General features: G+C 61.5%; 23 protein-coding genes and 3 pseudogenes. 20 read left to right on the forward strand and 6 right to left on the reverse strand.

Translation table 11 applies throughout. The annotated features are described in order from the left end of the window. The 8 genes and pseudogenes from HHL14_RS25880 to HHL14_RS25915 form a co-directional block, all read left to right on the forward strand. Window positions 1-1,859: RHS repeat-associated core domain-containing protein (locus HHL14_RS25880; protein ID WP_206002516.1), on the forward strand; the 1,859-nt coding region annotated here is incomplete at its 5' end. Between the two features lies 1 nt (window position 1,860). After that, complete coding sequence (locus HHL14_RS25885) at window positions 1,861-2,097, forward strand: hypothetical protein (RefSeq protein ID WP_169500441.1); 237 nt, start codon at window positions 1,861-1,863, stop codon at window positions 2,095-2,097. A gap of 191 nt (window positions 2,098-2,288) precedes the next feature. Continuing rightward, window positions 2,289-2,546 (forward strand): HNH endonuclease signature motif containing protein, encoded by a 258-nt coding sequence (locus HHL14_RS33840; RefSeq protein ID WP_329601732.1) that lies wholly within the window; start codon window positions 2,289-2,291, stop codon window positions 2,544-2,546. 2 nt (window positions 2,547-2,548) lie between these two features. Continuing rightward, complete coding sequence (locus tag HHL14_RS25895; protein ID WP_169500442.1) at window positions 2,549-2,962, forward strand: SMI1/KNR4 family protein; 414 nt, start codon at window positions 2,549-2,551, stop codon at window positions 2,960-2,962. A 12-nt stretch (window positions 2,963-2,974) separates the two neighbouring features. After that, window positions 2,975-3,121 (forward strand): annotated as a pseudogene (locus tag HHL14_RS33320) (RHS repeat-associated core domain-containing protein); the annotation flags it as partial. Between the two features lie 331 nt (window positions 3,122-3,452). After that, window positions 3,453-3,821 (forward strand): hypothetical protein, encoded by a 369-nt coding sequence (locus HHL14_RS25905; protein WP_206002517.1) that lies wholly within the window; start codon window positions 3,453-3,455, stop codon window positions 3,819-3,821. A 384-nt stretch (window positions 3,822-4,205) separates the two neighbouring features. Further along, complete coding sequence (locus HHL14_RS34005; RefSeq protein WP_407945308.1) at window positions 4,206-4,415, forward strand: HNH/endonuclease VII fold putative polymorphic toxin; 210 nt, start codon at window positions 4,206-4,208, stop codon at window positions 4,413-4,415. A gap of 25 nt (window positions 4,416-4,440) precedes the next feature. After that, complete coding sequence (locus HHL14_RS25915; RefSeq protein ID WP_169500443.1) at window positions 4,441-4,830, forward strand: Imm50 family immunity protein; 390 nt, start codon at window positions 4,441-4,443, stop codon at window positions 4,828-4,830. A 37-nt stretch (window positions 4,831-4,867) separates the two neighbouring features. Here HHL14_RS25915 and HHL14_RS34010 read toward each other — a convergent pair. Further along, window positions 4,868-4,933 (reverse strand): annotated as a pseudogene (locus tag HHL14_RS34010) (SymE family type I addiction module toxin); the annotation flags it as partial. On the opposite strand from HHL14_RS34010, the gene HHL14_RS25920 reads away from it, so the two are divergent. Together HHL14_RS25920 and HHL14_RS25925 are read left to right on the forward strand one after the other, a co-directional pair. Beyond that, window positions 4,905-6,800 carry an RHS repeat-associated core domain-containing protein gene (locus HHL14_RS25920; RefSeq protein WP_407945306.1) on the forward strand — a complete coding sequence of 632 codons (1,896 nt, stop codon included), beginning with the start codon at window positions 4,905-4,907 and terminating at the stop codon, window positions 6,798-6,800. The pseudogene HHL14_RS34010 and the gene HHL14_RS25920 overlap by 29 nt on opposite strands. Window positions 6,801-6,804: 4 nt before the next feature. Further along, window positions 6,805-7,266: an immunity 26/phosphotriesterase HocA family protein gene (locus tag HHL14_RS25925; RefSeq protein ID WP_169500444.1), complete on the forward strand. Its 462-nt coding sequence runs from the start codon at window positions 6,805-6,807 to the stop codon at window positions 7,264-7,266. 63 nt (window positions 7,267-7,329) lie between these two features. Here HHL14_RS25925 and HHL14_RS25930 read toward each other — a convergent pair whose 3' ends face one another. Then, window positions 7,330-7,575: a hypothetical protein gene (locus tag HHL14_RS25930; protein ID WP_169500445.1), complete on the reverse strand. Its 246-nt coding sequence runs from the start codon at window positions 7,573-7,575 to the stop codon at window positions 7,330-7,332. A gap of 211 nt (window positions 7,576-7,786) precedes the next feature. Between HHL14_RS25930 and HHL14_RS25935 the strand changes: the two genes are divergently transcribed. The 6 genes and pseudogenes from HHL14_RS25935 (at window position 7,787) to HHL14_RS25960 (ending at window position 13,610) form a co-directional block, all read left to right on the forward strand. Continuing rightward, window positions 7,787-8,374, forward strand: coding sequence for a hypothetical protein (locus tag HHL14_RS25935; protein ID WP_169500446.1), 588 nt, complete (start codon window positions 7,787-7,789; stop codon window positions 8,372-8,374). Between the two features lie 263 nt (window positions 8,375-8,637). After that, the gene (locus HHL14_RS25940; RefSeq protein ID WP_169500447.1) at window positions 8,638-8,901 is read left to right on the forward strand and encodes a PAAR domain-containing protein; all 264 of its coding nucleotides are present in this window, start codon (window positions 8,638-8,640) and stop codon (window positions 8,899-8,901) included. Between the two features lie 556 nt (window positions 8,902-9,457). Next, window positions 9,458-9,583: pseudogene (locus HHL14_RS25945) on the forward strand (IS481 family transposase); the annotation flags it as partial. Window positions 9,584-9,803: 220 nt separating this feature from the next. Beyond that, window positions 9,804-11,147, forward strand: a complete 1,344-nt coding sequence (locus HHL14_RS25950) for a sugar efflux transporter (RefSeq protein ID WP_169500448.1) — start codon at window positions 9,804-9,806, stop codon at window positions 11,145-11,147. 397 nt (window positions 11,148-11,544) lie between these two features. Then, on the forward strand, window positions 11,545-12,591 hold the full coding sequence (gene gnd, locus HHL14_RS25955) for a phosphogluconate dehydrogenase (NAD(+)-dependent, decarboxylating) (RefSeq protein ID WP_169500449.1): 1,047 nt from the start codon (window positions 11,545-11,547) through the stop codon (window positions 12,589-12,591). A gap of 320 nt (window positions 12,592-12,911) precedes the next feature. Further along, entirely contained in the window at window positions 12,912-13,610 is a 699-nt protein-coding gene (locus HHL14_RS25960) for an HAD family hydrolase (RefSeq protein ID WP_169500450.1), read from the forward strand. A gap of 186 nt (window positions 13,611-13,796) precedes the next feature. Here the strand turns inward: HHL14_RS25960 and HHL14_RS25965 are convergent, their stop codons facing one another. Both HHL14_RS25965 and HHL14_RS25970 read right to left on the reverse strand, forming a co-directional pair. After that, the gene (locus HHL14_RS25965; RefSeq protein WP_169500451.1) at window positions 13,797-14,330 is read right to left on the reverse strand and encodes an ankyrin repeat domain-containing protein; all 534 of its coding nucleotides are present in this window, start codon (window positions 14,328-14,330) and stop codon (window positions 13,797-13,799) included. 54 nt (window positions 14,331-14,384) lie between these two features. Beyond that, window positions 14,385-14,564 carry a hypothetical protein gene (locus HHL14_RS25970; protein ID WP_169500440.1) on the reverse strand — a complete coding sequence of 60 codons (180 nt, stop codon included), beginning with the start codon at window positions 14,562-14,564 and terminating at the stop codon, window positions 14,385-14,387. A gap of 517 nt (window positions 14,565-15,081) precedes the next feature. Here HHL14_RS25970 and HHL14_RS25975 point away from each other — a divergent pair. Beyond that, window positions 15,082-17,475 carry a phosphoketolase family protein gene (locus HHL14_RS25975; RefSeq protein WP_169500452.1) on the forward strand — a complete coding sequence of 798 codons (2,394 nt, stop codon included), beginning with the start codon at window positions 15,082-15,084 and terminating at the stop codon, window positions 17,473-17,475. Between the two features lie 11 nt (window positions 17,476-17,486). Then, window positions 17,487-18,719, forward strand: a complete 1,233-nt coding sequence (locus tag HHL14_RS25980; protein ID WP_169500453.1) for an acetate/propionate family kinase — start codon at window positions 17,487-17,489, stop codon at window positions 18,717-18,719. Window positions 18,720-18,810: 91 nt separating this feature from the next. Here HHL14_RS25980 and HHL14_RS25985 read toward each other — a convergent pair whose 3' ends face one another. After that, the gene (locus HHL14_RS25985; protein ID WP_169500454.1) at window positions 18,811-19,041 is read right to left on the reverse strand and encodes a BON domain-containing protein; all 231 of its coding nucleotides are present in this window, start codon (window positions 19,039-19,041) and stop codon (window positions 18,811-18,813) included. Between the two features lie 190 nt (window positions 19,042-19,231). Between HHL14_RS25985 and HHL14_RS25990 the strand changes: the two genes are divergently transcribed. Then, window positions 19,232-19,627 (forward strand): PaaI family thioesterase, encoded by a 396-nt coding sequence (locus tag HHL14_RS25990; RefSeq protein ID WP_169500455.1) that lies wholly within the window; start codon window positions 19,232-19,234, stop codon window positions 19,625-19,627. Window positions 19,628-19,881: 254 nt separating this feature from the next. Beyond that, entirely contained in the window at window positions 19,882-20,577 is a 696-nt protein-coding gene (locus HHL14_RS25995; protein WP_169500456.1) for a YceH family protein, read from the forward strand. A gap of 157 nt (window positions 20,578-20,734) precedes the next feature. Here the strand turns inward: HHL14_RS25995 and HHL14_RS26000 are convergent, their stop codons facing one another. After that, window positions 20,735-21,253 (reverse strand): SLATT domain-containing protein, encoded by a 519-nt coding sequence (locus tag HHL14_RS26000; protein WP_169500457.1) that lies wholly within the window; start codon window positions 21,251-21,253, stop codon window positions 20,735-20,737. Window positions 21,254-21,258 lie beyond the last annotated feature (5 nt).

The following is a 21,258-nucleotide window of genomic DNA, read 5'->3' on the forward strand; positions in this document are numbered from 1 at the left end:
ACACGCGCACCGTCGACTGGCTGCGCTATGGCTCGGGGCACGTGCATGGCGTGCTGCTCGACGGCGCGCCGCTGGTGGACTTCGAGCGCGACCGGCTGCACCGCGAGACGGGTCGCACGCATGCGGCTTTCAGCCAGACGCGCGAATACGATCCGATGGGGCGGCTGGCGCGGTTCACGGTGAAGCAGATGGGCGCGGCCAGCGCGCATGAGCGCATTGCCGAGCGGCGGCTGCATTACAGCGCAGCGGGCCACCTCACGCGTATCGATGACCACGCGCGCGGTGCGACGGATTACACCTATGATCCGGTCGGTCGGCTGCTGAAGTCCGTGACGCCGGACCTGACCGAAGTCTTTGCGTTCGACCGGGCAGGCAATCCGGTTGACCCGGAGACGGTACCGCCGAGGCCGGAGGTCGAGACGCCGGAGGAACAGGCGTCGCGTGCCGCGCGGGAGCGTGCCGAGGACGCCGCATGGCTGCGGGCGAATCCTGGCGAGAAATATCCACCGCTGCGTTACAACAGGCGGGGCGTGGAGGACAGGCGCAGGCTGGACGCATGGGAGGCGTCGCTGCCGAAGTGCATCGGCAACGTGCTGAAGGAACTGAACCGCACACGCTATGCACACGATGCGCATGGCAACCTCGTGCGGCGGGTCGAGCCGGACGGCACGACGTGGCTGTACCGGTACGACGCAGCGAACCGGCTGATCGAAGCGAAGCGCTATGCGAAGCCGCCTGAGGCGGATGAGCTGGCGCGTAGGGAACCGGTGGCGGGTGGTGGTGTGCGGCCGCTGCTGGAAGTGAGTTTTGCGTACGATGCGTTCGGTCGACGCACGAAGAAGAAGGTGACGCGACCGGATGGCGGGATCGAGCGCACGTTCTTCACGTGGGACGGCGATGTGCTGCTGATGGAGGAGCGCTTCCGGCTGCCGGTGAAGCGCGAGCATGTGTATCGCGGGCTGGAGTTCCGCAGGGCGCAGATCGTGCGCGAGGAGCCGGAAGATGTGTATTCGCTGCCGGTCGCGCAGCGCATGCATACGCTTGAGCGGCATCACGAGTGGCAGGCGGCGTCGCTTTACCTGCACGAGCCGGGGTCATTCGTGCCGCTTGCGCGGCTTGACGAGAAGCTGGTGGAACCGGCGTTCCTCGCGACGGGTACGGACGGGCGTTTCGTGCAGGTGGCGGCCAGGACGCGGCACGGAACCTACTTCTACCAGAATGATCACCTGGGCACGCCGCAGGAGATGGTGGACGAGTCGGGCAAGGTGGTGTGGCTTGCGCGGTATAAGGCGTGGGGTGGGGTGAAGCGTGCACCGTACGGCAACGTCGATCCGGTTGGCGCGGATAACCGGATCCGGTTCCAGGGGCAGTATCATGACGAGGAGACGGGGCTCGCCTATAACCGGCATCGGTATTACGATGCGCACTCGGGTCGGTTCATCAGCAAAGATCCGATTGGACTAGCCGGTGGGGTCAACGCGTATGCTTATGCGCCCAATCCGGTTGGCTGGATTGATCCGCTTGGATTAACTCCTAATACATTGGACTGGAGTATCGTCAGCAAGAAGGGCGAATGCCGGTGCACGCACGTTAATAAGCACGGCGTCAATGATTTGCAGAAAAAGGATCATGGAGTGTTTTATGGAGATCCCACAAGCAAGATCAATGATGTCTGGAACTCGAAGGGAAACATTCAGCCGATAAACGACGGGAGTGTAGATATTTATCATATCCCAAGCCAGAATTCTGGTTACGCGGGCGGGTATGCAGGACAAGGACAAAATCTTAATTACGTTACCGTGGTTACTCAGGCTGGAACAAACAAGATAATTACCGGATACCCATCCGCAGGAAACTAAGATGAGCTACGAGCATAAGGTCAAGTGGTGCCCGGTATGTAACCAGGGCTGGGTTGAGGTTGTAAAAGATAAAGCAAGCGGCGAACTGTTTCTTTGCTGCGATGAGTGCGAGACGGAATGGACAAGTCCAGACGCTATTGCCAATGGAACAGGAACTCAAGGGAAGTTTGGCATGGTCGAAGCTCCCGATGAATGCGAAATAGAATCACTGGGCTGGGCGCAGTACATCATGAAATAAGCAAGGGCCGCTGACGCGGCCCTTTGTACGTTTATCAATACGGTCCCAACCCCATAGGTTGGATTGATCCACTGGGTCTGGCGACATGTCCGCTCCAGAAACTCGCTGATCGTGGTTTCACCGGAGTAACTAGAAATGCCAACGGCGGCCTGGACTATACCGGTAGTAACGCTCTTTACAACAAGCCGGGAGTGAACCCCATACAAACCGTCACTTACTCTGGCGACTACGGGACGGATTTCCAGAATGGATCTATGGCAGCGTTAGGACAAAAGTCGACTCCGCGTGGCTATGTTTGGCATCATGTCGATGACTATGATACGGAGACGAACACTGGAACTATGCAACTCGTGAAGCAGGAAGCTCATACTGGTGTTCCACACGTTGGTGGTGTGAGTCAGTATCAGGCCGCAACTGGTCAAACCTACACACATCCATGCAGAAGGTGAGTATGCAGTATGAGGACACTAATCAGACTGTGACGGACACTGACATCAGTGAATTCGAGCATGCCATGCAGATCGATTTGCCTGAATCGTTTAGACGGCACTACCTCGCGCACAACGGAGGTTATCCGGTAGACGTGGAAGAGGTGTCAGGGCGGGACTATGTCTTCCCCTTTCATGGCTTTTTTCCGCTGAAATATGGCGCTTTGACGATTGAGGTCGTGAAGAAAGATTTGGCAGAGGATTTCGGTTTGTCGAACGCAATCCCGTTTGCGTATGACCAAGGAAGTAACATCTTTTATATCTCGACAGAGCCCTCTGGCTTCGGATCAGTGTTTCAAATTACAGCCGACACCAAGGAGAAGTTTTTCGTGTGTGACACGTTCGATCAATTCTTGGATGGTCTCCGATCTGTGTAGGCGCTGACGACTAAATCGGGCCTTCACTACAATTGGCACCTGTACTATGATCCACAAAGCGGACGGTTCATATCGAAGGATCCGATAGGGCTGGCAGGCGGGATCAACGTCTATGCGTATGCGCCCAATCCGATATCGTGGATTGATCCGTTCGGACTATGTCCGAAGTTCGGATCATTAGAAAAGCTGCAAGGTCACTTTGAGAAGCACGGTGCCGAATTCGGCGCAAAAAGTGCCGATGAATATTTAGACATCGGACATGGCGTGATTAAAAATGGCGATCAGGTCCAGTATCAGCACAAGGGCGAATTGCGAACCGGGTATGTTCAATACATGGGAAATACGTCTCGCGGCGACTCTAAATTTGCATTTGTTGGGACAAATTCAGATGGGGATATAACTACAATCCACACAAAGAGCGGAAAATATTTCTGGAAGACACTTAACGGCGATCCGAAGGACAAAACGATTAGCTCTCAAGGAGGAAGGTGTGGTTAAGGCAAAAATCGAAAAGATCGGCGATCTTGTCGAAGAGGAAGTTACACTACTAATCGATGGAGTAGAGATCGTATGTTTTGCTGGTGTCTGTCCTTATGCGCTAAAGGAGAGCGAAACATACCCGGTAGTACTGACGCTCGCTATCTTCAACGATTACGATCTTCACGAGTCGGACGATAAGAAAGCATCATTGCGTCAGATCGAAAACAGTTTCTCCTATGTCATTACAGGTTTGCTTTCTGATGGAATTCTTGACGCGGGAATTAAATTTTTTGACGAAATATTTCTGAGCGATTTCGGGTATTTGGATGGGAAGATGGTTTCGATCCGGGTCGATCGGATCGATGTGGAATTTATCTAGTCCTAAGCATACGAAGCGCCGCATAAGCAGGACGCAGGAACGTGGTTCAGCACGGTCCTGTTCCGCCGGGTTTGCCGTCTCCCTTCGGGAGCCGTCAAACCCGGTGGGCTGAGGTTGTTAAGAGATACGCCGCGGGAGAGAATCGCGTCTGGGAAAAAATCTGCGCCAGGGTGTGCGGTTCTGCTGGAAGGCTTGCCGGACAGGGGAAAGCGGTCGATGCGCGGGGCGGGTGCATCCGGATAAAAAGTTTATGCGTATGCGCCCAATCCGGTTGGCTGGATTGATCCGCTGGGGTTGATGGGGCGTAATGGCGCCTTCAGACAGGCCAAACGTGACGCAGGGATTCCGATGTCTCAGCAGCCTGATTCAATCACTCACGTACCAATGACCAGCAAGGGTTGCCAGGTGATATGCGGTAACAAACGAGTTCTTACCCGTGAATATCAATACACTCGTTCAGATGGAACTGTCGTTGTGATTCAGGATCACGGAGCCGGACACGACTTCGGTGAAGGTGGAGTTGGAAATCAGGGGCCGCATTTCAATGTAAGGCCAATCAGCAACACGAAGACGGGTTCAGTTGATGGGACCTAGGCTCATTACCCGTTCTGAATAGAAAATGATTTCCGATACATGCTTTCTAGACAATCCCGAAGGGTTGCGTCAGATCTATGGCCATCTGCCTAAATTTGATGAGGTAAATCTTCAGCGACTGCAGTTCGACTGGAATGGGCCGAGTGTGCTTCTGACACTGGATTTGCAGGAGTTTCCCAAGAATCCACCCGTGAAATGGGAAAAGTTCAACACGGTCCAGGTAGAGCTTTCGTTCGGTCCATTACTTTCTGTCGAACTGGTCAAGTTTGGACGAGGCAATAGGTGCAACCTGACAGTGTCGGAGAGCGTAGACGGCGCACTGGAAGTTGTTGTACAAGGAGAAACGGAAGCAAAGCTAACGGCAACCTCAGCGTTCATATGCAAGATATCCGCCTATCTCAATGGAGATAGTTGACATGTAGACGAAGGGCCGCATGCGGCCCTTCGTACGTTTATTCGGCGGTGATGGTGAGGCGGCCGTATTCGACGGTGATTCTTACGCGCTGCCCTGCTTCAAAGCCGGCGTGCTCGATCCATCGTCCGGAGAGCTCCATTGAACTGGTCTGGCTGCACCGCGAAACCGGGCGCACGCATGCCGCGTTCAGCCAGCAGCGCGAATACGATCCGGCCGGACGGCTGACGCGCTTCGTGGTGAAGCCCGCGAGCGCGACGGGCCCGCACGAGCGGATCGCGGAGCGGCGTCTGCAGTACAGCGCGGCGGGGCACCTGACGCGTATCGAGGACCGCACGCGCGGCGTGACCGGCTACACCTACGACCCGGTGGGCCGGTTGCTGAAATCGGTGACGCCGGACCTGACGGAAATCTTTGCGTTCGATCCGGCGGGCAATCCGGTGGATGCGGAGAAGATGACGCCGCCGCCGGTCGTCGAGACGCCGCAGGAAAAGGCGGAGCGGTTTGCGCGGAAATCGGCGGAGGATACGGCGTGGCTGCGCGCGCATCCTGATGAACAGTATCCGCCGCTGCGGCACAACAAACGTGGCTCGGACGACGCGGCGAAGCTGGATGAGTGGAAGCGGTCGCTGCTGCGGTGCATCGGCAATGTGCTGGTCGGACTGAACCGGACGCGCTACGACTACGACGCACGGGGCAATCTGGGCCGGCGCGTTGAACCGGATGGGCGGACGTGGGTGTATCGGCATGATGCGGCGAACCGGCTTGAGGAGGCGAGCTGTTATGCGAGGGCGTCTGATGCGGAGGGAGCGGGCCGTACCGCTGCGCGTGCGGAGCGGGTCGTGCGGTTCCGCTATGACGCGTTCGGGCGGCGCACGCTGAAAGAGGTGGAGCGGCCCGGCGGTGGCATCGATCGCACAGTGTTCACGTGGGACGGCGACGTGCTGCTGATGGAGGAACGCTTCCATGAGCCGCCGCGGCGTACCGGCGAGTTCCGTCCGTATCAGTACCGCGCGGCGCGGCTGGTGCGTGAGGATGCGCAAGACCCGTATTCACTGCCGGTCGCGCAGCGCATGCATACGCTGGATGACAGGCATCAGTGGCGGGCGGCGTCGATCTACCTGCATGAGCCGGGGTCGTTCGTGCCGCTCGCGCGGCTGGATGAGTCGATGGTCGAGCCCGCGTATCTGGCGACCGGGACCGATGGACGTTTCGTGCAGATGCCGGCGACGACCCGCCATGCGACGCTGTTCTACCAGAACGATCACCTGGGGACGCCGCAGGAGCTGACGGATGAGTCGGGCAAGGTGGTGTGGCTCGCGCGGTACAGGGCGTGGGGTGGGTGGAAGGATACGTGGAGGGAGCGGCCGGATCCGGTGGGCACGGCTAACGCGCTGCGTTTCCAGGGGCAGTATTGCGATGATGAGACGGGGCTGCACTATGACCGGTACAGGTACTATGATCCGGGGACAGGGCGGTTTATTAGCAAAGATCCGATTGGGCTCGCTGGCGGGATCAATGTTTATGCGTATGCGCCCAATCCGGTTGGCTGGGTTGACCCGTTCGGGCTGGAAAAGTCTTACCAGACGTACACGAAGACCAATCCTGTAAGGGGGCAGGTTTATACAGGGCGAACTAGTGGCGATGGAGATCCGCTGCAAAACATTCTTGCGCGAGATCGGGATCATCACATGACGTCTCAAGGCTATGGCCCGGCGAGACTCGACCAATCATCAGCGAATCGCTGCGCTATCCGTGGCCGGGAACAGGCAATGATCGAAGCGAACGGTGGAGCGCGATCGATGGGCGGTACGTCAGGCAATGCAATCAACGGAATTTCGCCGAGCAATCCTAAACTGTCAACTTTCATGGAAGCTGCGGAAGCAGAGTTTGGTGCAGTTGGCGGTGGAGGTGGAGCGAATCTTCCACATGGCATGATTCCAAATCCGAAAGCAGAAATTCCATACGAGTGAAGAAATGGCGAAAGTAAGAGGACGAGGCAAGGTCGGCGATGTGGTGAAGATCGATCTTGGTAATGGGCGTTTCGGGTATGGCAGGGTTTTGCCAGAGCCGTTGATGGCGTTTTACGATCTTCAGTCAACGGAAGCAATGAAGGCGGATGTGGTTACTGGCTCATCTGTTCTGTTTATGATTGGGGTCATGTACCGTGCTATCAAATCGGACAGATGGGAAGTGGTTGGCAATATTCCGCTAGAAGAGCCGTTGAAGGCTGAACCTAGATTTTTTGTCTACGACATGTTAGCCAAGCGGTTCTCGATCTATCACGGAGGGAAAATTACTCCCTCTTCTAGAGAGGACTGCATTGGCCTAGAAAGCGCTGCGGGCTGGGAGGCCGAGCACATTGAGGACCGCTTGTGCGACCATTTCGCTGGCGTACCGAACAAGTGGGTTGAATCGTTGAAGCTGCCTGAGGCGTAGCAGCTTTGATGTCTTCAACTGATGCATGCAACAAGGGTCGCAAAAACGCGGCCCTTCGTTCTTCTACCCGGTGGTAATGGTCACGCGCCTGTAGTTATCCGTCTGCGCGCGCCATACCTTGCGCAGTTCGTCATTGGCGACCTTGCGTTCGATGGCAAACGCTTCGCTCTCGCGCTTTATGGCGGCATAGTCGTATTCGGGGGTAACGGTGAGGCATTGCCGGATGTAGTCAACCGAGACATTGACGCGCTGTCCGGTCCTGAAGAACGCCTCTGTACCTAACCACCGGTCGATGTGTTCCGAGGGCATGAAAGGCTACTGCGGGCGCGGTGGTGTATCGGATAATTGAATGGATGCGGCCCAATTAAAGAAGAGAGCATATTTTTGATTGAACTAAAGAAAATTTAATTGGAAACTTGAAAAATTATAAAATCAGTTTTTCGGATATATAGAAAAATATTCTGAATGTATATCTGAAAAATGGTTTTCATGCGAATTTTATTAATCTGGAGGATTAGTCATGACGGTTTTGAGGAAATTTTCGGTCGGATCGGTATTGGCATTGGCCGTTTTTTTTGTGGATTCTAATTGCTCGGTTGCAACCGCTGAAGATGTGCCAAGGTATAAAGCTGGCGCTAGCAATTTAGATGGTTGGAGTGTGGTAGGAGGAGATTCTAAAAAAGAGGAAAAAGCCATTGCAGTAGCTTCTACTGATGGAAAAACAGAGCTAGTCGTTACCTTTAGGAAAGATCCGCTTGGGCTACAAATGGACATGGTGTTCTTGGACAAACCCGTTCACAGATGTAATAATCTTTGGATGGAAGCAACCACCAGCACGCTTCTAATCAATGGAACGTCGGCACCTATGGTTAAACAATGCGAGTATGGTATGGCGGGCAAAGGAATGATGGGGGTGATTGGACCTCATGCTATAACTGAAGCTTTGATTCAGGCAAAGCAGGGTACGCTTACCATTTTTTCTTCAGACGGGAGTTTCAAGCATACCTACTCGACTTCGAAATTCAAAGAGCTAGCTGAAAAAGAGGTTAAAGAGTACGAAAAGACGGATGCCTATAAAGCCTTCGCATCCGCCGAGGCTACAAATTGAGGCGTACCTGCAGATTAGAGCGATACAGTTTTAATAGCGCGCTTCAGGTGCTTAACTTGGCGGCCGCTCCGTACATCCTGCAGCAGTACTGAACCGCTTGGGTTTCTTGGACAGGGTCGACTCGCCCCGGAGAATCATTCCCTTGGTCGGGAACAGGTGACATCTCCACTGACATTGTCTGACCGGTCGAGTACCGGCTAATACAACTCAAACCACGACGCCCCGTTCATGGGCGTTGTACATTCAATAAACGAAACAGAAACATGACCTCAATTGCTTGCGTAGGTGACAAGACCACCCACGGCGGACTCATCATCTCCGGCTCCGACACGATGGACATTCTCGGGCGCAAGGCAGCGCGCGTGGGTGATCTGGTAACGTGCCCGGAGCACGGCACGAATCCGATCATCGAAGGCTCCGACCTCGCGACGGATGTTGACGGCAGGAAGTTCGCCATGCACGGCCATCGTACTGCCTGCGGGTGCAGGCTTATCGCGCTCGGGGACCACGGCACCATCCACGGCTAACGGTTTGGGATCGTGTCGGCGAGCTTGCTGCTCTCGCTTCTTAAACATCGTTTGCAGCGTATGCAGCACGGCACGGTAGGCAATCTCGCGCCCTTCGAGGGCGGCGGTAGCGCGCGACCATCAGCAGCCTGGTGAAGACTGTGCGGGCGAGAGCTTCTGTTGCGTCCGTCTCCGGTTCTTCGTTGCTCTCCTTGTCGGATGCGTCCATTGGCCGTGTGTGGATCATGATCGCGTCTCCTTTGGTGTGACTTCTTCAGCGGAGCCCGTCCGGCGCGTGCGGGGCTGCGAGCGCCTGGGCAAGTCGCGTGAGCGCAAAGCTTCCGCAACTTCCCCACTGGCTCCCCACACGACGCGTTTTAGCGGACGCTGCAACCGACCCAACGGCTGAAAGCCTTATGGGGCAAGGCTTGCAAGAGATAAGGGTTTACGCTTATTACGCCCCTGTGCGGGGCGGTACCTACTTTCTTTGCCTGCTGTGTATGGACCGGAGACATGGGTAACAGGTGTGCGGGGACATGGGTAACACATCGGGCGAGTGAGTCGCCTGGAGCCGTTCATGCCCTGGAACCCGGGAGACACCATGAACCTGCGTCTGGAATTCGTTCATCTGGCTTTGCAGGAAGGCGCCAACCGGCGTGAGCTGCGCCGACGCTTTGGCATCAGTGCAAAGACCGGCTACAAATCAAGGAAAGGCCAACAAAAGCAAAGAAACAAAGAAAACCCCACCCCGTCCAGGGGTCCACAACATCTGGTCAACTCCGCTCAACCTTTACGCGCGCCTCCCTTCCGGTCGATAATGCCCCGGTCGTTCCGGCCCCGAACCACCGGCGCCTCTCGCATCTTCAGGCACCTCCGGGCGCCTGCTGCCGCGTTCAGGCTCGCTCCACCAGACCCTCCGCCCCGTGTTGAAAACTGCGCGTTTTTTCGACCTGCTTCGCATCCCTGGCTTCAAGCCGCTGGCCGCCGCCACCCTCATGCTCGGCGTGGCGATGTCGTTCACCGCTCCGTATCTGTCGCTATTCGGCATCGAACGCGCTGGCATGACGCCGTTACGGCTCGGCATATTCATGACGCTGATCGCCGCGAGCGGCGTGCTCGCGAGTACGCTCGCAGGCCGCTGGAGCGATCGCAGCGGACAGCATCGGCCGTTGCTGCTGGCGGCGCTCGTCGCCGCCACGCTCGGCTATCTGTGTCTGTGCGTGGTGCGCGATTACCGCCTGCTGCTGGCGGTCGGCATCGTCTTCATCGGCGCGGGCGGCTCGGCGATCTCGATGGTGTTCTCGTTCAGCCGCGCGGCGCTGCCGGCGCCGAATCCCGCCGAGCGCGTGTTCGCGAGCGCGACGCTGCGCACGATCCTGTCGGCCGCGTGGGTGTTCGGGCCGTCGGTCGGCGCGCTGGTGCTCGCCGCCACGAGCTTCACGGGCCTGTTCCTGTTCGCGGCCGCGAGCTTCGCCGCGTGCGGCTTCATTGTCTGGCGCATGCGCGAGCCGCAGGGCCATCTCGGCGATCACACGGTCGAGGACACGGCCGCCGAACCGTCGGCATCGATCACAGTGCCGCCGCTGCGGCAACCCGGCGAGGATGCGCACGAAACGCTGCCGAGCGCATCGGCCAACGACATCATGCGCTCGGTGACCGCGCTGACCTTGCTCGGCCTCGCCGCGAACGCGACGATGATCGTGCTACCGCTCTATATCGTGCATGGGCTGAACGGTACGCATCTGGACGTCTCCGTGATGCTCGGCCTCGGCGCGCTGACCGAAATCCCGATGATGCTCGCGCTCGGCGCGAAGTCGTCGTCGCTGCATAAGCCGAACTGGCTCGCCGCGTGCGCGGCCGTGCATGCGGTGTACTTCGTCGCGATGTCGCTGGCGGGCAACGTCGGCATGCTGATCCCGATGCAGATGCTCAACGCATTCGTGGTCGCGGTGACCTCGTGCCTCGGCATGACCTACGTGCAGGATCTGATGCCGCATTCGCCGGGTCGCGCGACCGCGCTGTTCTTCAACGCGGCGCGGGTCGGCTCGATCCTGTCGGGCGTGCTGTCGGGGCTGCTGGTGCAGGCCTTCAGCTATCGCGGCACGTTCCTGTTCTGCGGGCTGCTCGCGCTGTGCGCGCTGGTGCTGTTCGCGGTGCCCGGCTATCGCTATCCGCTGATGTGGCGCGCGGTGAAGCGCTTCACGGCGGAGCAATACGCGAGGCTGCGGGCGCGCAAAGGCGGACGGGTGCCCGAGCGCGGCGAGTGATGGAGCCGACCGCGCCTCGACAGAAGCATGTGGAACTTTACGCCGCCCCGCGCCTCTGCAAAAAGTGCGGCTTCTTGCGACACATCCGGCGAGCATCGCTTCGCAGCGCCTATGCTTAAGGGCAGCTACGCCGAATCGGGCGGGCGCTCGATGCAAAGCGAAGGAATGGCCCGAGTGGCCGACATCGCGACGACAGGTAACCGCGAAGACCACGCAGCACGGTCATCCGTCATCCACCGCCGTTAGCGGTGCTTCGTAACGAAGACGAAGAGATCCCGCGAGAACAGGCCACGGTGGCCCACCACGGACCACATCAGCCCCGCGCACATCGCCACGCCGCCGCACCACGACGACCAGAGCATCGGACAGCGCAACGCAGCATCTTCCGGAGCGAGTTATGCAGCTAGGCATGATTGGATTGGGACGGATGGGCGCCGACATGGTGCGGCGTCTGACGAAGGGCGGTCAGCAGTGCATTGCCTACGACGTGCAGCCGGCGGCGGTCGACCGGTTGAAGCAGGAGGGCGTGGCCGGCGCGAGTTCGCTCGACGACCTCGTCGCGCAACTCGACAAGCCGCGCGCCGTCTGGCTGATGGTGCCCGCCGCCGTGGTCGACGCGACGCTCGATCAGCTCGTGCCGCTGCTCGAACCGGGCGACATCGTGATCGACGGCGGCAACTCCTACTATCACGACGACATCCGCCGCGGCCAGCAACTCGGCGCGCGCCAGCTTCACTATGTGGACGTCGGCACGAGCGGCGGCGTCGCGGGTAGAGAGCGCGGCTATTGCCTGATGATCGGCGGCGAGGCCGACGTCGTGAAGCGGCTCGAACCGATCTTCTCGACGCTCGCGCCGGGCGTCGGCGCGGCAGAGCCGACACCCGGCCGCGGCGCGGGTACGAGCGGTACGAACAGCACCAGCACCGCCGAGCAGGGCTTCCTGCATTGCGGCCCGCAAGGCGCGGGCCACTTCGTGAAGATGGTCCATAACGGCATCGAGTATGGCCTGATGGCGGCCTATGCCGAGGGCCTGAACGTACTGCGCCACGCCGACGCCGGGCAGCATGCGCGCGAAGTCGATGCGGAAACGTCGCCGCTGCGTCGGCCGGAGCTGTATCAGTACGATCTGAATCTCGCCGATATCGCCGAGGTATGGCGACGCGGCAGCGTGATCGGCTCGTGGCTGCTCGATCTGATCGCCGGTTCGCTCGCGAGCGATGCGGAGCTGAAGAATTACACCGGCCGCGTGTCCGATTCGGGCGAGGGGCGCTGGACCGTCGCGGCGGCAATCGATGAAGGCGTGCCCACGCCGGTGCTGAGCGCCGCGCTGTTCGCGCGCTTCAGCTCGCGCGGCGACGCGGATTTCGCGAATCGCGTGCTGTCGGCGATGCGGCACGATTTCGGCGGTCACGCGGAAAAGCCGGCGACGCCGACAGGCGGGTAAGTCTTGCGTGGGCTCGCCGCGGGCTGCATGCGGCGGCGCCTATGTCGGCCGAGTAGGCCACCGCTTACGCCAACCATAGCAGTCGCGCCGGGAAACCGGCAACACTGGCAACGCTGGCGGCGACACCCGCAGCATTCAGAGCCACGCTACGCGAGCCGCCAGCGAAAGACGACGACTCACGCCACCACGATCCTCTACACCCGGGAACGGAGCCCGAAACGCCCGAAGCGTTCGAAACCGGCAGCGCCGCCTGAACGTCGCGCATCACAGCGCACCGCCGCGCCCGCCACCGTCCCCGCGCACCGTCACAAGGAGCCACGATGCCAGTTACCTCCGCCACGCCGCACGACGTCGTGTTTCTGTTCGATTGCGACAACACGCTGCTCGACAACGATCACGTGCTGCAGGATCTGCGCGCGCACATGGTGCATCAGTTCGGCGAGCAGAACAGCGCGCGCTACTGGGAAATCTTCGAGAACCTGCGCGCCGAACTCGGCTACGCGGATTACCTTGGCGCGTTACAGCGCTACCGGATCGAGCATCCGCGCGACACGCATCTGTTGCTGATGTCGTCGTTCCTGATCGAGTATCCGTTTGCGAACCGCCTCTATCCGGGCGCGCTCGATGCGCTGCGGCATCTCGGCAAGCGCGGGCCGACGGTGATCCTGTCCGATGGCGACGTCGTGTTCCAGCCGCGCAAGATTGCGCGCTCGGGGCTATGGGACGAAGTCGACGGGCGCGTGCTGATCTACATCCACAAGGAATTGATGCTCGATCAGGTGATGGAGTGCTATCCGGCGCGCCATTACGTGATGGTGGACGACAAGCTGCGGATTCTGCACGCGATGAAGAAGGCCTGGGGCGCGGGACTGACGACCGTGTTTCCGCGCCAGGGACACTATGCGTTCGATCCGAAGGAGATCGCGAGCAATCCGCCCGCCGATGTGACGGTCGAGCGGATCGGCGACCTGGCGCAGATCGACATCGACGGATTGTTGCGCGGCGCGCAGGCGAAGTAGCGGCGTTCGCCTGCGCGGGTACGCAAGATGCGGTATCGAGGTCGCGCGCGGCGCGCTACTCAGACTCTGTACTCGACATGCACGCTGAAGCATCGGCCGATGCAGCGCGCTGCGCACACGACGCTGGCCGCAACCGGCCGCAGCCGACGTATGAGCGGCAAGCACGCAACGCGCTGCTTCACCGTTTCACGCTCCCAGCGACTTCAGCCGCGCCTGGGTGTCGCCCGCGCCCATCCGCGCGGCGGCATCGGCGGCACTGACGCCGTTGGCGTCGCGCGCCTGCGGATTGGCGCCGTGCGCGAGCAGCAGATCGACGATCGCGGTGCGGTTGAACATCGCCGCGACCATCAGCGCGGTGCGGCCGTCGGGCGACGCGCCTTCGACGTCGGCGCCATGCGCGAGCAGGGCTTCGATCACCTTGTCGAAACCCTTGAACGCGGCGCCCGCGATCGGCGTCTGGCCGGCGTCGTTGCGCAGGTTCGGGTCGGCGCCCTGGTCGAGCAGTGCGCGCACCGCGTCCGCGTGGCCGTGGTAGCTCGCGAGCATCACGAGACTATCGCCGCGCTCGTTGCGCAGATTCGGCGGCACGCCTTTTTCGATCACGGCGGCGAGCATCGTCGCGTCGCCGCGTCGCGCGAGATCGAAGACTTCCTGCGCGAGCGCCTGCAGGTCGGGGTTGGATGACTGTGACGAGGACGTGTTATCGGTGGAATCGGTCAATGGAATCTCCTTGCGATCGGTGAACGATGCAGCACTCGCGCCGCATCCGGTCTTTCAGCGAGCATACACATTTCGCGGCGTGCCCGTCCGCGCACTGCGCACACCGGCGAGCGCGCCGCCGCGCCAGGCGTGGCCGAACAGCTTGACCAGCAGCCCGAAGATGCCGAGCGGCACGGCGATTGCCACGCACAGCAACACGAGCGTCAGAATCAGGACGATGAGCACCTTGAGCAAACTGGGAGATGTCGACATGGCGGCCGTTGACCAGAGAGAAGGGAGGGAACGGAAAACCCCGCGCGCAGTGGCAATACAGTACGAATGCCGCCGGTCGCGCGCGATACTGCGGGGAAGTCGCGCAGGGCGCTGCCGGTTGCGCAGCCTGACAGGTTCGACCGACACGTGGCGGCTTCGTTTCTACTTCGTCCCCGCTTTGTTCCCGCTTCGTTCAGTTTGCAACGAACCATGCCGCGCCGGACCGGTCACATCCCAGACGAACGCGGTCGCTCAGCGTCCCACGTTCCGTCGCGTCATCCATGTCTGCGCGCATTGCTCATGACAGCGTCATATGACAGCGCCCGGTCACAACACCATCGCGCGTCCCGCATGCAATGAAGCGCGTGCCAGCCGCCTCGCGAACCATCGCCGCGGCGAACACCACACCAGCGTTATCAACTGCACCAGCCACATCCGCCACACGAAGCTTCGCAACACCCGCCAACCTGCCTGACAGTCCTTTTCGAGGAGTGACATCATGGCCGAAGCAAGTTCGCAATCCGCCCCGCCGCAAGTTCTGGACCCCGACACGCTGCGTAACATGGATCGCTACTGGCGCGCGTGCAACTATCTGTCGGTCGGCATGATCTATCTGCGCGACAACCCGCTGCTGCGCGAGCCGCTGCAACCCGAGCACATCAAGAACCGGCTGCTCGGCCATTGGGGCTCGGACGCCGGGCAGAGCTTCGTGCTCGTGCATCTGAACCGGCTGATCCGCCAGCTCGATCTCGACATGATCTTCCTGTCCGGCCCCGGTCACGGTGCGCCCGCGAGTCTCGCGCACTGCTATCTGGAGGGCCATTATTCCGAGGTCTATCCGGATCGCAGCGAGGACGAAGCCGGCATGCGACGCTTTTTCAGGCAGTTCTCGTTTCCGGGCGGCATCGGTTCGCACTGCACGCCGGAGACGCCGGGCTCGATTCACGAAGGCGGCGAACTCGGCTACTGTCTGTCGCACGGTTACGGCGCCGCGTTCGACAACCCCGAGCTGATCGTCACCGTGATGATCGGCGATGGGGAAGCGGAAACCGGTCCGCTCGCCACCTCCTGGCATTCGAACAAATTCATCAATCCGATCCGCGACGGCGCGGTGCTGCCGGTGCTGCATCTGAACGGCTACAAGATCGCCAATCCAACGCTGCTGGCGCGCATTCCGCGCGAGGAGCTCGAAGCGCTGATGGTCGGCTACGGGCACAAGCCGTATTTCGTCGAGGGCGACAATCCCGCGACGATGCATCAGCAGATGGCCGCGACGCTCGAACAGTGCATCGGCGAAATCCGCGCGATCCAGCAGCATGCGCGCCGGAATAACGACGCCACGCGGCCGCGCTGGCCGATGATCGTGCTGCGCTCGCCGAAGGGCTGGACCGGGCCGAAGGAAGTCGACGGTCATAAGGTGGAGGGCTCGTGGCGCGCGCATCAGGTGCCGGTGCTCGATCCGGCGACCAATCGCAAGAGCCTGAAGATCGTCGAGGACTGGCTGCGCGGCTACGGGCCCGAGACGCTGTTCGACGACAAGGGCCGGCTCGTCGAAGAGCTGCGCACGCTCGCTCCTGAAGGCGCGCGGCGTATCAGCGCGAATCCGCATGCGAACGGCGGGCTGCTGTGCAAGGCGCTCGACCTGCCGCCGTTTCGCGATTACGCGGTCGCGGTGAAGAAGCCGGCGGCTTCGTACACGTCGCCGACCGCGGTGCTCGGCACGTTCCTGCGCGACGTGATGCGCAACAACATGTCGACGTTCCGGCTGTTCGGCCCCGACGAAACCGCCAGCAACAAGCTGCACGCGGTCTACGAAGCATCGCCGAAAACCTGGCTCGCCGAATTCGAACCCAGCGACGCCGACGGCGGCTACCTCGCGGCCGATGGCCGCGTGATGGAGATGCTCAGCGAGCACACGCTCGAAGGCTGGTTCGAGGGCTATGTGCTGACCGGCCGTCACGGCCTGTTCGCCACCTACGAAGCGTTCGTCCACGTGATCGACTCGATGTTCAACCAGCACGCGAAGTGGCTCGAAAAAGCCAAGCGCGAACTCGACTGGCGCCAGCCGGTGCCATCGCTGAATCTGCTGATCACGTCGCTGGTATGGCGGCAGGATCACAACGGCTTCACGCACCAGGACCCCGGTTTTCTCGACGTGGTCACCAACAAGAGCCCGGACGTGGTGCGCATCTATCTGCCGCCCGACGGCAACTGCCTGCTGAGCGTCGCCGATCACTGCCTGCGTTCGCGCGACTACGTGAACGTGATCGTGTCGGACAAGCAGCCGCATCTGCAGTATCTCGACATGAACGCGGCCGTCACGCATTGCACCAAGGGCATCGGCATCTGGGACTGGGCATCGACCGATCAGGGTGTCGAGCCGGACGTGGTGATGGCGTGCGCGGGCGACATCGCGACGATGGAAGCGCTCGCCGCCGTGCAGATCCTCAAGGAGCGTTTCCCGACGCTGAAGATCCGCTTCGTCAACGTGGTCGATCTGTTCCGCCTGCTGCCCGAGCGCGCGCATCCGCATGGGCTGTCGGATCGCGACTTCGATTCGCTGTTCACCACCGACAAGCCGGTGATTTTCAACTTCCATTCGTATTCGGCGCTGGTGCACAAGCTCACGTACAACCGCCACAATCACGGCAACATGCACGTGCACGGCTATCGCGAGCAGGGCAACATCAACACGCCGCTCGAGCTCGCGATCGTCAACGGGGTCGACCGCTTCACGCTCGCGATCGACGTGATCGACCGCGTGCCGTCGCTGCGCGGCGTCGGCGATCACACGAAGGAATGGCTGCGCGGCCAGGTGATCGAGCATCTCGCGTACGCGCACGCCGAGGGCATCGACAAGGAGGAAATCCGCAACTGGACGTGGAAAGGTTGAGCGAGGACGCCATGCACAACCCCAGTGATGCCCGGCGGCAGACTCAAACTCAAACTCAAACCGAAGCGCAAGCTCAGGCGCAAGCGGTGCTGGTGCTCAACAGCGGCTCGTCATCGCTGAAGTTCGGGCTGTTCGCGCGGCAGGCCGGCGCGAGCGGTCACGATCCGGGTGACAACGCAAGCGACGACGAAGTGCTGCTGCTCGCCGGCGCGGCCGAGGGCATCGGTCGCAGCGACGGGCATCTGTGCATCCGCACGGCGGACGGCCGCGTGCTGTTGCAGGAAGAGCGCGTGCTCGAATCGCAGACCGATGCGCTGCAAAAACTCGCGCAGGTGCTCGCGCAGCACCACGGGCGGCCCGCGGCGGTCGGGCATCGGGTGGTGCATGGCGGCCCGCATCTGCGCACGCACCAGCGCATCACCGACGAGGTGCGTCGCCAGTTGCGCGACGCACTGCATTTCGCGCCGCTGCATATCCCGCCGGCGCTCGCGTTGATCGACGAAGCCACGCGGATTTTCAGCGACGCGCCGCATTACGCGTGCTTCGACACCGCGTTTCATGCGACGCTGCCGCCGCGCGCCGCGCAATTCCCGTTGCCGGGTCGGTATGCGCAGGCCGGTGTGATCCGCTACGGCTTTCATGGGCTGTCGTATGAATCGCTGGTCAGGCAACTGGGCGACGCGCTGCCGTCGCGCGCGGTGTTCGCGCATCTCGGCAATGGCTCCAGCGTGTGCGCGCTGCGCGACGGCCGCTCGGTCGATACGTCGATGGGCTTGACGCCAACGGGCGGCATTCCGATGGGCACGCGCTGCGGCGATCTCGACCCGGGCGTGCTGCTGTATCTGCTGCGCGCCGAGCAACTCGATGCCGATGCACTGGAGACGCTGCTGAATCGCCATAGCGGCCTCGCCGGTTACGCCGACGGCGAGAGCGACATGCAGGCGCTCGAAAAACGCGCGGCGGCCGGCGACGCGCAGGCCTTGCTCGCGCTCGATGCGTTCGCGACCGCGATTCGCAAGACCATCGGCGGCTACGCGGCGTTGCTCGGCGGCATCGATCTGCTGGTGTTGACTGGCGGGATCGGCGAGCACAGCGCGGAAATTCGCCGGCGCGTGTGCGAGGGGCTCGGCTTTCTCGGTCTCGTCGACAACGATCCGGCGGGCAAGGTGAGGGTGTTGCACACCGAGGAGGAGAAGCAGATCGCGCGACACTGCCGGGCGTTGATGTCGGCGCGGACTGGCTGATTCAGGCTGGTGCGGGTTGATGCGGGCGGGTGGGTTGATGGGCTGATGTTTCACGCAGGGCCCCGCAGCTGCATGGTTACGTGGCTTTCGATCAGCCCACTTTAACGACCGTCCGATCCGCGACGCTGCCGACACCGAACAGCCGCGTCACGTCTTCGAGCATCGCGGTGCGTTGCTGCTCGCGCTGGAGTTCGCCCGACAGCGTGAGGCGCCCGCGCGTGACGCTCACGCGCACGGCGTGAGCGGGAACGGCGACATCCCATGCGAGGCGGCGCAACGCTTCGGCGGCGATCTGCGCATCGCTAAGGCGCGTGGACGACATACATGCTCCACAGAACGAACGCTGATCCCATCACACTAGCAGATGCGGTGGATTTTGCTCGCGAGTCGCGCGCTGTCCATCCCCACACCGACACTCACGCTCACACCCACGCACGATCTATGCGAGCTTTGCCGCTCGCGCGACCCGATCGCGGGTATGCTCTCGGTTCCTTCCGAAACTAGGCCGAATCATGTCCGACTTCCCCATCGACAACCCGTTTCTCGAATCGCTCGGCGTGCGTCTGACGCAATGGCGCGACGGTTACGCGGAGCTGCTGATGACGATCGACGCGAGCAAGCTCAACCGCCAGGGCGTGCTGCAAGGCGGCGCGATCGCGACGCTGCTCGACGCGGCCGCCGGTTACGCGGGCCTCTATGCGCCGGCCGGCGAGCCGGAACGGCACGGCTTCACGTTGTCGCTGACCACCAATTATCTCGACAAGGGACTCGGCACATCGGTGACCGCGAAGGGTTTTCTCGAACGCTCGGGCCGCTCGATTTTCTTTTCGCGCGCCGAAGCGTGGGTCGACGGCAAGCTGCTGATCGCGAGCGCGCAGGGCACGTTCAAGTACGCGAAGACGGCGTGAGGCCGCCACGCGCGTGAGCGCCCGAAGGTGGGGCTAAGCCTGGGTTCGGGTTTGAACTCGCGCAGCAAGCCGGGCCGTTTGCGCGCAGGTCTGCCGGCGGCGGCATGGTCGGATTCCGCGCGGCTCGGCGTCGGCCTTCGCTCATGCTCCAGTACGCCGCACTGGCCCGCGCCGTTTATCATAGGGGCCACCCAACAGAACGCGCCGTCCGATTGCGAACGGCGCGCGCCTTTTCCACGAGACCCCGCATCGCCATGAATTCCACTCCCGACGCTTCCTCCCGACCCTCGCTGCGCGAGCTGACCGCGCTCGAAGGGCGCGTGCTCGGCGTGCTCGTCGAAAAACAGCACACGGTGCCCGACAGTTATCCGTTGTCGCTGAATGCGCTGACGCTCGGCTGCAACCAGAAGACCGGCCGCGCGCCGGTGATGAACGCGAGCGAGGCCGAAGTGCTGACCGCCGTCGACGGCCTGAAGCGTCTGAGCCTCGTCAACGAAGGCAGCAGCAGCCGCGTGCCTCGCTTCGAGCACAATATGAACCGCGTGCTCGGGCTGCCCGGCCAGTCGATCGCGCTGTTGACCACGCTGCTGTTGCGAGGTCCGCAAACCGCCGCCGAATTGCGGCTGAACAGCGCGCGGCTGCATGGTTTCGCGGACATCTCGTCGGTCGAGGCGTTTCTCGACGAACTCGCCTCGAGCGAGCCGCCGCGCGTCATCAGGCTGCCGCGCATGGCGGGCGAGCGTGAGCATCGCTGGATGCACCTGCTGTGCGGCGAGGTGAGCGTGAGCGAAGTCGGCGCATCTGCAGCGGTCGATGCCGACAGCGTGCCGCTGTCCGAATTCGAAGCGCTGAAAGCCGAGCAGAAACGGCTCGCCGACGAACTGAGCCGCCTGCAGGCGCTGGTGCGGCGCATGGCGACGGAGCTGGGAATCAGTACGGACGAGGCCTGACGCGAAGTGGAGGAAGTGCCGTAGAGGCCGTGAAGTCAATGAGAGTAGTGCGGCGATGGTCGGCGTGACCGCCGCATTCGGTACCTGCTATTCAGCGCCTGCCGACGCCGAACCTAAGCACGAATCCTGGCCGATTCCCCGCTATTGCCTGCTCGTTTCACACATCACGCCGATGCGGCCGGTCCATGAACAACATCCGCTGCGTGCGATAGAAAACCCGCGGCGGCACGTTCGGCGAATCCTCGGCGAGCCGGTCCAGTTCGGTACGGATCGAACTCAGGTAGTGGCCGTCGCGCGCGTCGGCGTCGCCGGCAAACACCGCTTCAAGGCGCCGCCGCACCGCGCCATAGCGCGCGCCGGCCGCGCGGTGTTTCTCGGCCCGCTCCGCGTAGCGCAAAAAGGTTTGCAATGCCGCCGAAATTGCCGCGGTCACGCTGACGAGCCCGACAAAAATCCGCATCTCGATCGACGCCGGCGGCACGCTCAGCGACACGAACACCGCCGTGCCGACGAACGCGGTCAGCACGGTCACGAGCCAACCGAGACGGCGCTCGCGCGCCGACAGCAGATCGGCCATGTCGTAATGGCTCATCTGCGATTCGCGCGCGCGGCGAATCCATTTCAGCAGCAGCTCGGTTTCGTCGCTCGGCGGCGCGTAGGCGGGCAGGGTCGGCATCGCTC

It is taken from the genome of Paraburkholderia antibiotica (assembly GCF_012927125.1).
In the GTDB taxonomy this organism is placed as follows: domain Bacteria; phylum Pseudomonadota; class Gammaproteobacteria; order Burkholderiales; family Burkholderiaceae; genus Paraburkholderia; species Paraburkholderia antibiotica.

Bases quoted from the DNA above. Each gene is read 5' to 3' on its own strand.
- HHL14_RS25885 (WP_169500441.1), top strand. From the start codon at position 1,861: ATGAGCTACGAGCATAAGGTCAAGTGGTGCCCGGTATGTAACCAGGGC.
- HHL14_RS25895 (WP_169500442.1), top strand. From the start codon at position 2,549: ATGCAGTATGAGGACACTAATCAGACTGTGACGGACACTGACATCAGT.
- HHL14_RS34005 (WP_407945308.1), top strand. From the start codon at position 4,206: ATGACCAGCAAGGGTTGCCAGGTGATATGCGGTAACAAACGAGTTCTT.
- HHL14_RS25915 (WP_169500443.1), top strand. From the start codon at position 4,441: ATGATTTCCGATACATGCTTTCTAGACAATCCCGAAGGGTTGCGTCAG.
- HHL14_RS25925 (WP_169500444.1), top strand. From the start codon at position 6,805: ATGGCGAAAGTAAGAGGACGAGGCAAGGTCGGCGATGTGGTGAAGATC.
- HHL14_RS25930 (WP_169500445.1), bottom strand. From the start codon at position 7,575: ATGCCCTCGGAACACATCGACCGGTGGTTAGGTACAGAGGCGTTCTTC.
- HHL14_RS25935 (WP_169500446.1), top strand. From the start codon at position 7,787: ATGACGGTTTTGAGGAAATTTTCGGTCGGATCGGTATTGGCATTGGCC.
- HHL14_RS25940 (WP_169500447.1), top strand. From the start codon at position 8,638: ATGACCTCAATTGCTTGCGTAGGTGACAAGACCACCCACGGCGGACTC.
- gnd (WP_169500449.1), top strand. From the start codon at position 11,545: ATGCAGCTAGGCATGATTGGATTGGGACGGATGGGCGCCGACATGGTG.
- HHL14_RS25960 (WP_169500450.1), top strand. From the start codon at position 12,912: ATGCCAGTTACCTCCGCCACGCCGCACGACGTCGTGTTTCTGTTCGAT.
- HHL14_RS25975 (WP_169500452.1), top strand. From the start codon at position 15,082: ATGGCCGAAGCAAGTTCGCAATCCGCCCCGCCGCAAGTTCTGGACCCC.
- HHL14_RS25980 (WP_169500453.1), top strand. From the start codon at position 17,487: ATGCACAACCCCAGTGATGCCCGGCGGCAGACTCAAACTCAAACTCAA.
- HHL14_RS25985 (WP_169500454.1), bottom strand. From the start codon at position 19,041: ATGTCGTCCACGCGCCTTAGCGATGCGCAGATCGCCGCCGAAGCGTTG.
- HHL14_RS25990 (WP_169500455.1), top strand. From the start codon at position 19,232: ATGTCCGACTTCCCCATCGACAACCCGTTTCTCGAATCGCTCGGCGTG.
- HHL14_RS25995 (WP_169500456.1), top strand. From the start codon at position 19,882: ATGAATTCCACTCCCGACGCTTCCTCCCGACCCTCGCTGCGCGAGCTG.
- HHL14_RS26000 (WP_169500457.1), bottom strand. From the start codon at position 21,253: ATGCCGACCCTGCCCGCCTACGCGCCGCCGAGCGACGAAACCGAGCTG.